The 13,384-nt window shown below is 61.9% G+C and carries 13 protein-coding genes; 6 read left to right on the forward strand and 7 right to left on the reverse strand.

What is annotated here, in order from left to right; translation table 11 throughout:
* The first annotated feature begins 37 nt into the window (after positions 1-37).
* Genes ytfR through USDA257_RS05860 form a run of 4 tightly spaced genes read left to right on the forward strand, consistent with a single transcriptional unit; the run spans position 38 to position 4,306 of the window.
* On the forward strand, positions 38-1,555 hold the full coding sequence (ytfR, locus tag USDA257_RS05845) for a galactofuranose ABC transporter, ATP-binding protein YtfR (RefSeq protein ID WP_041413944.1): 1,518 nt from the start codon (positions 38-40) through the stop codon (positions 1,553-1,555).
* Positions 1,552-2,577, forward strand: coding sequence for an ABC transporter permease (locus USDA257_RS05850; protein ID WP_014761981.1), 1,026 nt, complete (start codon positions 1,552-1,554; stop codon positions 2,575-2,577). The genes ytfR and USDA257_RS05850 overlap by 4 nt, the downstream gene beginning before the upstream one ends.
* Positions 2,574-3,542 (forward strand): galactofuranose ABC transporter, permease protein YjfF, encoded by a 969-nt coding sequence (gene yjfF, locus USDA257_RS05855; protein ID WP_014761982.1) that lies wholly within the window; start codon positions 2,574-2,576, stop codon positions 3,540-3,542. The genes USDA257_RS05850 and yjfF overlap by 4 nt, the downstream gene beginning before the upstream one ends.
* Positions 3,543-3,562: 20 nt before the next feature.
* Positions 3,563-4,306 (forward strand): FadR/GntR family transcriptional regulator, encoded by a 744-nt coding sequence (locus tag USDA257_RS05860; RefSeq protein WP_014761983.1) that lies wholly within the window; start codon positions 3,563-3,565, stop codon positions 4,304-4,306.
* Here the strand turns inward: USDA257_RS05860 and USDA257_RS05865 are convergent.
* The 6 genes from USDA257_RS05865 to USDA257_RS05890 form a co-directional block, all read right to left on the reverse strand.
* Positions 4,301-5,440 carry an ABC transporter ATP-binding protein gene (locus USDA257_RS05865; protein WP_014761984.1) on the reverse strand — a complete coding sequence of 380 codons (1,140 nt, stop codon included), beginning with the start codon at positions 5,438-5,440 and terminating at the stop codon, positions 4,301-4,303. The two genes, USDA257_RS05860 and USDA257_RS05865, sit on opposite strands and share 6 nt — an antisense overlap.
* Positions 5,437-6,264 (reverse strand): carbohydrate ABC transporter permease, encoded by an 828-nt coding sequence (locus USDA257_RS05870; RefSeq protein ID WP_014761985.1) that lies wholly within the window; start codon positions 6,262-6,264, stop codon positions 5,437-5,439. Before USDA257_RS05870 ends, USDA257_RS05865 begins: the two co-directional genes overlap by 4 nt.
* Complete coding sequence (locus USDA257_RS05875) at positions 6,261-7,163, reverse strand: carbohydrate ABC transporter permease (RefSeq protein ID WP_014761986.1); 903 nt, start codon at positions 7,161-7,163, stop codon at positions 6,261-6,263. Before USDA257_RS05875 ends, USDA257_RS05870 begins: the two co-directional genes overlap by 4 nt.
* Before the next feature lie 118 nt (positions 7,164-7,281).
* Positions 7,282-8,514, reverse strand: a complete 1,233-nt coding sequence (locus USDA257_RS05880) for an ABC transporter substrate-binding protein (protein WP_014761987.1) — start codon at positions 8,512-8,514, stop codon at positions 7,282-7,284.
* A 67-nt stretch (positions 8,515-8,581) separates the two neighbouring features.
* Positions 8,582-9,484 (reverse strand): sugar phosphate isomerase/epimerase family protein, encoded by a 903-nt coding sequence (locus USDA257_RS05885; RefSeq protein WP_014761988.1) that lies wholly within the window; start codon positions 9,482-9,484, stop codon positions 8,582-8,584.
* A gap of 12 nt (positions 9,485-9,496) precedes the next feature.
* Entirely contained in the window at positions 9,497-10,489 is a 993-nt protein-coding gene (locus USDA257_RS05890) for a Gfo/Idh/MocA family protein (protein ID WP_014761989.1), read from the reverse strand.
* 170 nt (positions 10,490-10,659) lie between these two features.
* On the opposite strand from USDA257_RS05890, the gene USDA257_RS05895 reads away from it, so the two are divergent.
* A complete protein-coding gene (locus USDA257_RS05895) occupies positions 10,660-11,697 on the forward strand; it encodes a LacI family DNA-binding transcriptional regulator (RefSeq protein WP_014761990.1) in 1,038 nt (345 codons plus the stop codon).
* A 313-nt stretch (positions 11,698-12,010) separates the two neighbouring features.
* Positions 12,011-12,313 carry a hypothetical protein gene (locus USDA257_RS05900; RefSeq protein ID WP_014761991.1) on the forward strand — a complete coding sequence of 101 codons (303 nt, stop codon included), beginning with the start codon at positions 12,011-12,013 and terminating at the stop codon, positions 12,311-12,313.
* Positions 12,314-12,338: 25 nt separating this feature from the next.
* On the opposite strand, the gene USDA257_RS05905 is transcribed toward USDA257_RS05900, so the two are convergent.
* Positions 12,339-13,259 carry an ArsR/SmtB family transcription factor gene (locus USDA257_RS05905; RefSeq protein ID WP_014761992.1) on the reverse strand — a complete coding sequence of 307 codons (921 nt, stop codon included), beginning with the start codon at positions 13,257-13,259 and terminating at the stop codon, positions 12,339-12,341.
* Positions 13,260-13,384 lie beyond the last annotated feature (125 nt).

Below are 13,384 nucleotides of genomic sequence, written 5' to 3' on the forward strand. Positions count from 1 at the left end.
TGCGTTTGCGCCGCCTTCCAATGCAGAGACGGTTTCCATGCAGACCAGCAACGACAATATCCTTTCGGCCGTCCGGATCGAGAAGGGGTTTCCCGGAACGAAGGCTCTCGACAAGGTCGATTTTCACCTGCGGCGCGGCGAGGTGCATGCGCTGCTCGGGGAAAACGGCGCCGGCAAATCCACGCTCATCAAGTGCCTGACCGGCGCCTATCGGCGAGACGGTGGCAGCATCCTGCTCGACGGCGCAGAAGTCGATCCGCGCGACACCTTCGAGGCCCAGAGGCTGGGCATCGGGACCGTCTATCAGGAGGTCAACCTCCTGCCGAACCTTACGGTCGCCGAAAATCTCTTCCTCGGACGCCAGCCGCGCCGCTTCGGCATGGTCGATACGCGGACCATGAACCGCAAGGCCCGCGAACTGCTCGCCGAATACGAACTCGATCTCGATGTGACGCGGGATCTCGCGACCTATTCGGTGGCAATCCAGCAGGTCGTGGCGATCGCCCGCGCCGTCGATCTCTCCGGCAAGGTGCTGATCCTCGACGAGCCGACTGCAAGCCTTGACGCGCACGAAGTTGCAATGCTCTTCCGCATCGTCCGGCGTCTCAAGGCCCGCGGGCTCGGCATCATCTTCATCACCCACTTCCTCGAGCAGGTCTACGAGATTTCCGACCGCATCACCGTATTGCGCAACGGTCAGCTCGTCGGCACGCGCGACACGTCCGACCTCAACCGGCGCGACCTGATCGCCATGATGATCGGTCGCGAGCTCGCGGCCGAGATCCATTCCGCTCGCGCAACCACTGCCGAAGGCCGGCTGCGCTACCGCTTCAGGAATTACGGCCGCCGCGGCCGCATCAATCCATTCGATCTCGACGTTCGGGCCGGCGAGGTCGTCGGCATCGCCGGCCTGCTCGGCTCGGGACGCACGGAAACGGCCGAGGTGCTTTTCGGCGCCCACCGCGCCGACAGCGGCACTGCGGAGATCGACGGCCAAACGATCGATCTGTCGTCGCCGCGGGCGGCCATCCGCCGGAAATTCGGCTTTTGTCCGGAGGACCGCAAGACGGCCGGTATCGTCGGCGACCTGTCGGTCCGCGAAAACATTGTGCTCGCCTTGCAAGCGAGACGCGGCTGGACGCGGCCGCTCTCGCGCGCCGAGCAGAACCGGCTGGCAGACCACTATATTCGCGCGCTCGACATCCGAACTGCCGACCGCGAGAAGCCGATCAAGCTGCTCTCCGGCGGCAACCAGCAGAAGGCCATCCTCGCCCGCTGGCTTGCGACCGAACCCGAATTCCTGATCCTCGACGAGCCGACGCGCGGCATCGACGTCGGCGCGCATGCCGAGATCGTCAGGCTGATCGAGAACCTGCGCGAGAAGGGCCTGTCGCTGATCGTCATCTCATCCGAAATCGAGGAGCTGGTCTCCTACAGCACCCGGGTCGTCGTGTTGCGCGACCGCAGCCATGTCGCCGAACTCGGCGGAGACCGTATTACCGCGCATCAGATCGTCGAAGCGATTGCCGCGGCCAACGAGCGGGAGGCATCGTGACATCGACCGTCCGGACCTATCTTACCCGGCTGCTGCCGCAGCTGATTGCGCTGGCGATCATTCTCGCTGCGATTTCAATAATTTTCCCCGGTTTCCTCAACCTTCAAATTCAGAACGACCGACTGTACGGCAGCCTGATCGATATCCTCAACCGCGGCGCTCCCGTCGTATTGGTGGCGATCGGCATGACGGTCGTCATCGCCACCAAGGGCATCGACCTCTCGGTCGGGGCGGTCATGGCGATCTGCGGAGCGGTGTCCGCCTCGCTGATCACCTCCGGCCATTCACTTGCCGAGACGCTGCTCGTCACGCTTGCCGTCGGCATTCTTTGCGGCATCTGGAACGGCATACTGGTCGCCGTCCTCGATATCCAGCCGATCATCGCGACGCTGGTGCTGATGGTCGCCGGCCGCGGCATCGCCCAGCTCATCACCGAGGGCGCCATCCTCACCTTCAACGATCCCGGCCTCATCTACATCGGCAGCGGTTCCTTCGCTTGGCTGCCGATGCCGGTCATCATCTGGCTGGTCTTCGGGGTCCTGGTCGCGCTCGTCGTCCGGAAGACGGCACTCGGAATGCTGGTCGAGGCGGTGGGCGTCAACAGGCAGGCGAGCACGCTTTCGGGCGTCCTCACGCCGGTGCTGCTTGTCGCCGCCTATGTTCTTTCCGGCCTGTGCGCGGCAATCGCCGGGGTTATCGCCGCCGCCGACATCAAGGGTGCCGACGCCAACAATGCCGGGCTCTGGCTGGAGCTCGATGCAATCCTCGCGGTCGTGGTCGGTGGCACATCGCTGCTCGGCGGACGCTTCAGCATCGCCGCCTCGGTGCTCGGCGCCATCATCATCCAGTCGATCAACACCGGCATTCTGCTTTCGGGATTCCCGCCGGAATTCAACCTGATCATCAAGGCGGCAATCATCGTCTTCATCCTTGTGCTCCAGTCGCCGCGTTTCCGCGCCGCCTTCACATTCGTGAGCATTCCCCGCGCCGCCGGCAAACCGACCGAGCGAGAAGCAAAATGAAGCAGAAATATCTTCCGCTTACGGCAACGATCTTGATCTTCCTTCTGAGCTACGCCCTCTGCGTCGCGCAGTACCCGAACATGCTTTCGACGCGGGTGATCGGCAACCTCCTGACCGACAACGCCTTCCTGGGCATTGCCGCCGTCGGTATGACCTTCGTCATTCTTTCGGGCGGCATCGACCTCTCAATCGGTTCCGTCATCGCCTTCACCGGGGTCTTCTTGGCGGTGGTTCTGGAACACACCAGCATGCATCCGCTTGCGGCCTTCGTTTTGGTGCTCGCGATCACGACACTCTTCGGAGCATTGATGGGGGCGATCATCCATTATCTCGAAATGCCGGCCTTCATCGTCACGCTTGCCGGCATGTTCCTCGCCCGCGGCATGGCCTTCGTGCTGTCGATCGATTCCATCCCGATCAAGCATCCGTTCTATGCGACGCTGAAAGGCCTCTATTACAAGCTGCCGGGCGGAGGGCGGATCACCGTCATCGGCGGTTTGATGCTGCTCATCTTCGCCGCTGGCATTCTCATCGCCCACCGGACCCGTTTCGGCACGAATGTCTACGCGCTTGGCGGCGGCACTGCGACGGCGAAACTCATGGGCGTGCCGGTCGCCAGGACGACGGTCAGCATCTACGCGCTTTCGGGACTGCTTGCGGGTCTCTCCGGCATCGTCTTCTCGCTCTATACGTCGGCTGGCTATTCTCTTGCGGCCGTCGGCGTCGAACTCGATGCAATCACCGCGGTTGTCATCGGCGGAACGCTTTTGACCGGCGGGTCCGGCTTCGTCGCCGGGACATTGGTCGGCATCTTCATCCAGGGCCTCATCCAAACCTACATAACCTTTGACGGCACGCTTTCGAGTTGGTGGACCAAGATCCTGATCGGCCTGCTTCTCTTTGCCTTCATCCTTCTGCAGAAGGGGATCATCCGCCTGTCCCGCCCAGAACGGCAGCACGCATGACGAGGTGGAGGGCCGCCTAGATGCCGTCGTCGGGTTTCGGCAATCAGCCGGGCAAGAGGACCAGCCACCGGCTCGTCGTCGACGAGCTTGGCCAGGCGATGGTCTCCGGCCAGTTTGCCGTCGGCGAGACGCTTCCCGGCGACACCGACTTAGCCGCGCGCTTCAACGTCTCCCGCACGGTCCTGCGAGAGGCAATGAAGACGCTCGCCGCCAAGGGCCTTGTCGTGGCGCGGGCGCGGATCGGCACGCGCGTCATGCCGCGGGCCAACTGGAACCTGTTCGACGGCGATGTGCTCACCTGGCATTTCAATTCCGGCGTCGACGAGGAATTCCTGCGCCATGTCAGCGAAGTGCGCCTCGCGCTCGAGCCCTATGCCGCAAGCCTTGCCGCCCGCCGCGCGACAGATGCGGATATTGCCTGGATGATGCGGCTTGCCGTAGCCATGGCAGACGCCGGTCACAGCGGCCAGACTCTCGCGAAAGCCGACCTCGATTTTCACCTGCGCCTGCTGGAGGCCTCGCTCAATCCGTTCATGCGGTCTGTCGGCAGCTTGATCGAGGCCGCGCTTGTCGGCGTCTTCAGGCTCACCAGCCCGTCGGCGGATGACAGCGAAATCGACCGGGTCGCCATGGCACATATCCGCATCGTCGAGGAGATCGGCCGCCGCAACGAGCAAGGCGCGCGCAGCGCCATGGAACACGTTATCCGGGTCGGACAGGAACGGCTGATCTTGAATCTGAGGGCGCGAGAGTCGTCCTCATAAACTCTGCAGGCTTGGTCGCCGCGCCCGTGTCGGCAAGGCCGCGAAGACCGGCGCCCTTTCCGCCTCGATCCGATTCCCCGTCGCCGCATCGAACAAATGCAGTTGCTTCGGATCGATCGCAAGGCCGATGACGTCGCCGCTTTTCACCTCGCCGCGTCCGGTCTCGACCACGGTCAGTTCAGGCTGCGTCGCCGAGGTGACGTAAGTGGCAGAGCCGGTCGACTCGACGACGCCGACGGGGATATCGAAAGCCCCCTCGCCGGCGGCGACGATCCTCACATGCTCCGGGCGGATGCCGACCGTGACGGCGAGACCGGGCGGCAGACGAGTGGCAAGCGCCAGCCTGGCCCGCGTCCTGTCAAAATCGAGGATCACGTCTGCCCCTCCCTCACCGACGACAGCCGGGATGAAATTCATTGCCGGCGAACCGATGAAGCCTGCGACGAACCTGTTGGCAGGTTTGTCATAGAGGTCGAGCGGCCGTCCCTGTTGCTCGATGACGCCGTCGCGCATGACGACGACGTGGTCGGCCATGGTCATCGCCTCGATCTGGTCGTGCGTCACATAGACCGAAGTGGCGCGCAGCCGATCGTGTAGCGCCCGGATCTCCTTGCGCATGTGCACGCGAAGTGCGGCGTCGAGATTCGAAAGCGGCTCGTCGAACAGGAAGGCCTTCGGATGGCGGATAATGGCGCGGCTCATCGCCACCCGCTGGCGCTGGCCGCCGGACAGTTCGCGCGGATAGCGTTTCATCAGATGCGAGAGGCCTGTGGTCGCGGCCACTTCTTCGGCAGCCTTGCGCGCCTCCGCCTTCTTCACGCCGCGGATGCGCAGGCTGTAGGTGAGGTTCTCCTCGACGGTCATATGCGGGTAAAGCGCGTAGGACTGGAAGACCATCGCGACATCCCGCTTGCGCGGCGGGACATTGTTCATCAGGGCACCGGCAATCTTCATCTCGCCGGCGCTGATCTTCTCGAGGCCCGCGAGCGAGCGAAGCAGCGTGGACTTGCCGCAGCCGGAGGGACCGACGAGGGCGACGAAGGTCCCTTCTTCAATCGCGAGGTTGATGTCCTTCAGCGCGTGGAACGCACCATAGTATTTGTTGACGCCGTTGAGCTCGATCTGAAGGGTCATTTGAGGGCTCCCGATGTGAGGCCGGAAACGATGCGGCGCTGCAAGAGGACGAAGGCTGCGAGAACGGGCGTCACGTAGATCGTCGCGTAAGCCATGATGTTGTTCCATTCATTGGTGTTCGGCCCCATGAAGGAGTTGAGGCCGACGCTTGCGGGCTGCAACTCGACCGCCTGGATCATCGATTTCGAATAGACGAATTCGCCAAATGCCTGCATGAAGATCAGGATGGCGCTGACCAGGATGCCGTTTCTCGCAAGTGGCAGGACAATATTGAAGAAGGCGCCGATGCGCGAATTGCCGTCGACGAGGGCCGCCTCTTCGAGCTCCATCGGGACACTCATGAAGGTCGCCCTGACGAGCACGACGAAGAAGGGCATGCTCTTTGCGGCGATCGCCAGGATGACGGCGAACCGAGGCGTGTCGAGCAGGCCGAATTGCGAGAAGCCGACGAAGATCGGAGTCACCATCAGCGAGGCGGGCAGCACCTGAAGCATCAGGATCAGGAACAGCCCGACATCTACCCAGACATTGCGGTAGCGCGCCAGTGCATAGGCGCAGCCGACGCCGAGCACCGCGATGAGCGAGACGGCGCCGGAGGCGATGACCAGCGAGTTCCAGAGATAGCGTCCCATGTTGCGGCTTTGCCAGACGTATTCGTAGATTCCCCATTGCGGTTCGCTCGGCAAGAACTTCGGTGGTGTCGCGAACATCGCCGATCCGGTCTTCAGCGCGGTGATGTACATCCAGTAGAGCGGGAACAGGTAGATGGCCGCGAGCACGAGCGCGACGGCGAACATCAGCCGATTGCGGAAGGTGTCACTCATCCTCGGACCTCGTGGCGGGTGGAGCGCACATAGACGACGGAAGCGAGCATCACGAAGACGATCATGATCACCGAGATCGTTGCGCCCTTAGCGAAATCATATTGGCGGAAGGAGAGGTCCCAGGCCCAATATTGCGTAACGTTGGACGAGTTGTTCGGTCCGCCGGAGGTGATCGCGGCGAACAGGTCGAACTGCTGCAGGGTAAAGATCAGGCCGAGCGCGATGATCGCGCCGATCGTCGAGCGCATCATCGGCAAGGTAATCGTCCAGAAACGTTGCAGCGCGTTGGCTCCATCGAGCTCCGCCGCCTCGAAGAGATCCTTCGGTATGCCCGAAAGCCCGACCGAAAGCAGGATCATGTTGAACGAGGTACCGAGCCAGATATTGGCGATAATTACCGCCCAGAGCGAATAGTTCGGATCGGAGCGCCAGAAGATATTGCCGTCGGTGACACCGATTTCCCGCAGGAAGAAGTTGAGGACCCCGAAATCGCCGGAGAGGATCCAGTTCCAGATCGCGCCAACAACGAGGCCCGGCATCACCCAGGAGACGAGAAAGAGGCCGCGCAGCCAGGAAGCGCCCGGAAAATTCATCCAGAAGAACAGGGCAAGGCCGAAGCCGATGACGAATTGGCCGGCAATCGAGGCGCCGACGAAAAGCGCCGTATTAAGGAGAATTGGGCGGGTTTCGGGCTGCGAGAAGAGGTCTACATAATTCTTCAAGCCGACGAACGGCCGCGAGAAGCTGCCGAGGCTGAACATGTCGACCTCCTGGAGGCTCATCACCACGTTGTAGACGAGCGGCAGCCCGGACATGATGAACAGGAAGGCGAGCGGCAACAGGACGAGACCGATGTCGAAACCTTTGCCGTCCGTCACGCTGGCTAGAATTCTCTTCATGGGCGATCCCTGCAGGCGATCCCGGCCGCGGCCGGAGATCGCCTCTCTCGGGAGGAAATTCAGGCGGATGTAAGAACCCGCCGGTGAATGGCGTCGCCGGCTTGCACCCGACGCCTTCTCAGCCTAGGACCGCCTTGATCTTCTCGGCCGCCTGATCCAGCGCTTCCTTGGAACTCATCTGGCCGGTCAGGGCCGCCTGAATAGCGTCCTGGATCGCTTTCGAAATCTTCGGCCATTCCGGATGCGGGCCGCGGGGCTTGGCATATTTCAGCTGCTCCACGAAGACCTTGAGAGCGGCATCCTTCAACGGCACGCCGGCCGGCGGGATGGAGATGTCGGAGCGGGCCGGCAACTGGCCGAAATCCTTGAACATCCGGTCGTCCTGCGAGACGAAATATTCCAGCACCTTGAAGGCCTCCTGCGGGTTCTCGGTGTTCGAGAAGATCGCCCAGTTGAAATCCCCCATCGCCGAGGAGCGTTCCGCGCCCGCTTGCGGCACGGGGAGCAAGGCGACACCCCAATCGAACTTCGCCTCCTTGAGCATGCGATCGAGTTCCCAGGGACCGGAGATCGCCATTGCGGCATTGCCGGAATTGAAGGTACCGGTCGAATCCCATTGGCCGCGCGTCAGCGAATCCGGCGAGGCGAGCTTCTCGTCGAGGATCGTCTTCCAGATGTCGAGCGCCTTGACCGCACCTTCGGAATTGATGTGGTCGTAGCTGCCACCCGCCATCTGCGCCCAGGGCAGGAACTGGAAGGTGCCCTCCTCGTTCGCCTTGGCCGAAAAAGCGAGACCGTAGACATTCGCGGCCGGGTCCGTCAGCTTGCGCGCCGCCTCGACGAGTTCGTCCCAGGTCTGCGGCGGCTTGTTGGGATCAAGACCCTTCGCCTTGAACAGGTCCTTGTTGTAGTACAGGGCGATGGTATTTGTCGCCTTCGGGATGCCGTAATATTTGCCGTCCCACGTCACGGAGGCGAGCGGTCCGGGAAAGTAGTTCTCCGGCTTCACCACCGAGGATTTCGAAATCATGTCGGTGAGGTCGAGAAAGGCGCCGCGCGAGGAAAACAGCGCGTGCTCCGGATTGTCTACGGCGATGATGTCCGGTGCTTGGCCGGTCGAATAGGCGCGCATCGCCTCGCTGACCACGTCGTCGAACTGTATCTGCCGATATTCGACTTTAATTCCTGTGTTGAGCTTGTTGAAATCGTTGATCAAGTTCGGCGCTGGCTGAATATCTCTGTCGAGCGACCAGACACTGATCGTCACGTCTTCCGCGCTTGCGGAAAAAGCCGGCAACGAAAGGCTGGCAAGGGCGAATGCGCCCAGCATTGCATATCTGCTGATACCCATGGACTCCTCCTCTCATGGTTCTCCCGCAGCCGGCATCCTCCATGCCGGCCGTCAGGCATGTCACGTCTCAAGCAGGGTCGACGACGAAGTCACCTCCCCGGCAGGTCTTCAGATAGTTGAGCGCATGCACCTGGCCGGTCATTTCGAGCGCGTCGCGATAGACCGGATCGTGCCAGCCTTCGATGTCGATCGAGCCGGACCAGCCGGCGAGCCTCAGCTCGGAAATGATGTCGGTCCAGTTGCTGTCGCCGAAACCCGGCGTGCGCATGAAGACGAATTTCTCCTTGCCGAAGATGCCGTGCTCGCGGATGACGTCCCAGCGGATCGTCGCGTCCTTGCCGTGCACGTGGAAAATCTTGTCTGCCCATTTGCGGATCTGCGGCAGCGGATCGATGAGATAGACCATCTGGTGGCACGGCTCCCACTCGAGCCCGATGTGATCGTCCGGCGTCTCGTTGAAGATCAGCTCCCAGGCGTCGGGATTGTGGGCGATGTTCCAGTCGCCAGTCGCCCAGTTGCCGTCCATGGCGCAGTTCTCGAAGGCGATCTTCACGCCCTTGTCGGCGGCACGCGCGGCGAGCTCTCGCCAGACCTTGCGGTAACGCGGCAGGCTGTCGGTAAGCGGCCGGTTGCGGATGCGGCCGGTAAAGCCCGCGACACAGGTCGCGCCGAAATGGTGGGCATTGTCGATGCAGTCCTTCCAGCCCTGAAGCGTCTGCAGGTCGATATCGGTCTCCTCGAGCGGATTGCCGAACATGCCGAGGGTTGAGATGGTGATGTCACGGCCGCCGATCGCCTCGCGGCAGCGCTTGCCGAGTTCGGCAAGGTTCTGCCCGTTGGTGGTCTGCCAGAAGAACGGCTCGAAGCTTTCGAAGCCCAGGTCGGCGATCTCGGCGATGCGTTTCGCCGCCTCGCCCTTGGTGGCGCTGACCATTGTGCCGATGCGGATGGACTTGGCGGGATTGCTCATCGGATGCCCCGTTCAGATTGTCACGCGTTGCCGGGTACGGGCGCTCTCGATCGCCGCGAACACCATGGCAAGGCTGTTGATATTGTCGTCGCTCGCCGTCTCCGGCTTCTGCCCGCTGCGGATAGCCGCGACAAAATCGGCAATGACGCTGGCGTGGCCGTGCGTTTGCCGCGGGTCGGCGGGCTCCGGAATTTCGAGCGGAACCGGTTCGCGCAGCAGGCCGTCGCCATCGGCGACCGTATTGGCACGAAAGCTTTCAGCGCCGTCCCAAAGCAGGGTGCCTCGCGTTCCGGTGATACGCCACGCGCTCTCCCAGCTCGTATTGGCGCCCTCGGCGCACCAGGAGCCGCGATAGGTGAACGTGACGCTATCCGAGAGCTCGAAGATAGCGGTCGCGGCTGCGCCGTGCCGATACCAGGAGCCGCGCGGGTTCTCCTCATGGCAATAGACGGCGAGCGGCTTCTTGTCGGCGATGAAGCGGGCGGCATCGAAGGTGTGGATCGCCATATCCAGAAGCAGCACATTGTCCATCTCTTCGCGGAAGCCGCCGAAATGCGCACCGACGAAGAAGTCGCAATGAATGCCGGTCAGTTCCCCGAGCCCACCCTCTTCCACGAAACGGCGGATGCGCCGGACGCCGGAAATGAAGCGGCGGTTCTGCACCACCGCGTGCAACCTGCCCGCCTCGTCGGCGAGGCGGATCAACTCCCGGCCGGCATCGAGCGAAGCGGCCATCGGCTTTTCGCTGAGCACGTGGCAGCCATGCCTGAACCCGGTGGCGACCACGTTACGACGGGCGGCCGGTACGACAATGTCGAAAAGAATGTCGGGCGTCGTTTCGGCAAGCACCGCGTCGAGATCGGATCCGATAACGACTTTCCCGAGGTCGAACTCGGCAGCTAGCGCGAGGGCGACCTCCGGCTTCACGTCGACAAGGCCAACGATCGCGATCGCCGCCTGAAGGTCGGGGTCCGCGGCGATCGCCTTCACCCACCCTCTGGCCATGGCTCCGCACCCGCACAGAACAGCGCGCAAGATCACGATTCTCCTCCCACAAACCTACGATTTCGCCTTGCTTCGGCGGCCGTAAACGTTTACGGAACTATGCGGAGTTTCCGAAACATGTCAATAGGGAATTCGGAACCGCGCGTGGGCAGAGGAGGAAACGCTCCGAAATGAAGGGCATTCGGCGGCTTGCGCAGCATCTCGACATCTCGATCGGAACGGTCTCCCGAGCACTGAACGGTCGTCCCGACGTCAACGAAGAGACGCGCAAGCGGGTGCTGGCGGCCGCCCAGGAACTCGGCTATGTGCCGAACCAGTCGGGGCGAAGCCTGCGCCAGGGTACGACCAACATCATCGGCTTCATGATGCAGACCGGCGCGGAGATCACCGGTCAGGGCGATACCTTCTTCATGAGTGTCTTCGATGGGGTCCAGGCCGTCTTCGCCAGGCACAAGCTCGATCTCGTCGCCCTGCTCTGCTCATCGCAGGAGGACCCGGCCGACTACCTGCGCCGCGTCGTGGCCCGCGGCTTTGCCGACGGGGTGATCCTTTCCGCCACGCAACGGCACGATCCCCGTGTCGAACTGCTTTCCGAGCGCAACATTCCCTTCGTCACCCTCGGCCGAACCCTGACCGATGCCGGCCAGCCCTGGCTCGACCTCGATTTCGAGGGCATGGCGCAGGCTTCGATCGATCGGCTCGTCGCGCGCGGGCATCGCCGCATCGCCATCACGCGGCCGCACGACGACGTCAACCTCGGCTATGTCTTCGTCGAACGTTGCCGCGAGGCACTGGCGGCGCACGGCCTCTCCCTCGATGAGGACCTGATCTTTCGTTCAACTCCCAACGAAGCCGGCGGATATGAGATCGGCCGCGACATTCTGGCACTCAACGAGCGTCCGACCGCAATCGTCCTGATCAACGAAACGATCGCGATCGGCTTTTACCGAGCCCTGTCGGAGGTCGGCGTCCGACCCGGGCGCGATATCGCGGTCATCGGGCGCTACAGCCCGCATGCCCAGTTCCTCTCGCCGTCACTCACCTGCTTCCGGCTGTCGCTGCGTGACCTCGGCGTTGCGCTCGCCGAAACGCTGCTGTCGACCATGCCCGCCTTCAGGCATCACTATCCGCACACGACGTCGAGCAGGCTCTGGCCAATGGAACTCGTCGAAGGCGCAAGCGATGCTCTCGACGCCAGCATTGAGTAGCCAAGCGGCCCGCCTGCAATTACAGATTGTTTTCTATCATGCGCAGCCGGCAAGACGTTAATTCGCCAGATTTGAAATGTAACGCCGGCTGATGCGGATCATTTTTGATGATCCAGCCGTTTGTAAGCATCAATGAACGTTGCCCGCCCCGAGCCCTGTCTCGCGTTGAGAGAATTGGCGGCCGTCCTTTGTCGATCACGATGTTCCGCGTTGGTTCGACCGAAATCGAGAAAGTAATTCGATTCCAAACCATTAGCGCGGATTTCGAATGTAGTGTCTTCTCTTTCGACTTCCGCTGTAGAAGGAGATCGCAATGCGCGGATTTTTCTTTTTGCTGGTCGGATTGTCGATAAACACCTTTGCTTATGCTCATGATGCGCCGAGCGGCTGGAAATATCCGAACTCCTGCTGCTCGAATTTCGACTGCCGTCACGTCAACCAGACGGCGGTAAGCGAACGCCCGCAGGGCTACATCATCAACGCGACCGGCGAGGTCCTTCCTTATTCCGACAGACGAGTGCGCATATCGCCGGACGGCGAATATCATTGGTGCTCGGCGGCGGGCGAAGACCACGGAAGAACGATCTGTCTGTTTGTCCCGGCGAGAGCCTACTGAGAGCTCCGAGCACCTATCCGACGAGTCAGAAATACATCGTCATGACGATGTCCTGATCGAAGTCGCCGAAACCCTTGCCGAAGATGTTCAGTCCGCCGGGGTTTTCGGCCTTTTCATCGATGCCGATGCGGAAGCGAATGGAATGGTGGTCGGCGATGCCGAGCGACGTGATCGTTTGGGTCGACACCAGGGCGCCGTCGATCCAGGTGCCCCGGTCGTCGATGCTCCAGGTCTTGAGCTTGCCATATTGAGAGCCGCTGAGTTTCCACCAGGCCGGTGAATAGAGGCCGCGGCGGTCGCCGTAATCGCCGGGCGAAGTCCAGTGACCGGCCTTGATGCCATTGATCCAGATCGAGATATCGGAAGGCCAGTTGGCGTTGGTGGCAGGTGTTTCGGAACTCAGTTCGGCGGAGAATTCTATTCTGCGGACCGGTCGCCCGGTTACCTTGGCGTTGTTCGGAAACTTGTATTCCACATAACCGCGCGTGAACCAGAGGAGGGCCGCCTGCATGCGCTGCGGATCGAGAAAGACCTCCTGGACATCGAGCATGCCGATGACATTGTTGACGGAGCAAAGGCCGCAAGGCGCTTCCGCTTCGAATTCCGTGAAAAGGCCGATCGGCATGCTGACAGTCACCACCTCGTCCGAACGGCTGGTCCGATCGTCGAACCGGATCAGGATCTCGCCATAGATGCTCGAGCAGAGCTTCTGGTTACCCTTGGACGCCTTCATCGTATGCGTCTGGATGAGGCCGGCGCTTTCCAGCGCCTTGAGGTTCGTCGCGGTCGTCGACTGCGGCAGACCCATATGGGCCGCGATATCGTTGACGTTCAGCGGCCCCTTCTGGCGCAACAGATTGAGAATTTCGATCCGCGTCGCGGAACCCAGCGCCTGGACAACCTCGACATCCTTGATCGGGTCCACTGTTAGAAGCTTCGTCTCCATTCTCTGCTATTGCTGCTCCGGTTCAGGCGCTGGCCGATCCCTGTAGATAACACGCCGATCCGCCAATTGTCGCATTGTTTTCATTTCGGAAACGACGCCGACGAGCCATGTCGCATGCGCCGAAA

Source organism: Sinorhizobium fredii USDA 257 (assembly GCF_000265205.3).
GTDB classification, from domain to species: domain Bacteria; phylum Pseudomonadota; class Alphaproteobacteria; order Rhizobiales; family Rhizobiaceae; genus Sinorhizobium; species Sinorhizobium fredii_B.